Genomic DNA, 267 nt, shown 5'->3' on the forward strand with positions numbered 1-267 from the left:
ACTTTTTCTTGTCTTTTAGGGAGTAGCTTATTGTAAACCTTCATTAAATCGTGATTACTATCTTCACTGTAATTATCGTAGACGAGTTCTAAAGGGTTAATGTGAAGAGCTTTTGCTAAAAGTGCTATCTTGTCTCTCTTCATATTGTCTATCATGCCGTTTTCCCATTTTCTTACAGTAGATTTTCCTACTCCTACAATCTCACCAACTTCCTCGAGGGTTAGGCCTAGTTCTAACCTTCTTCCTTTAATATCATACATTTTAATT

At 34.8% G+C, this 267-nt stretch carries 1 protein-coding gene; it reads right to left on the bottom strand.

The window, feature by feature from the left end; translation table 11 throughout:
- Window positions 1-267: helix-turn-helix domain-containing protein (locus QP363_RS13145; protein ID WP_284764811.1), on the bottom strand; the 267-nt coding region annotated here is incomplete at both ends.

It is taken from the genome of Corynebacterium sp. UMB6689 (assembly GCF_030215295.1).
Lineage (GTDB): Bacteria > Actinomycetota > Actinomycetes > Mycobacteriales > Mycobacteriaceae > Corynebacterium > Corynebacterium aurimucosum.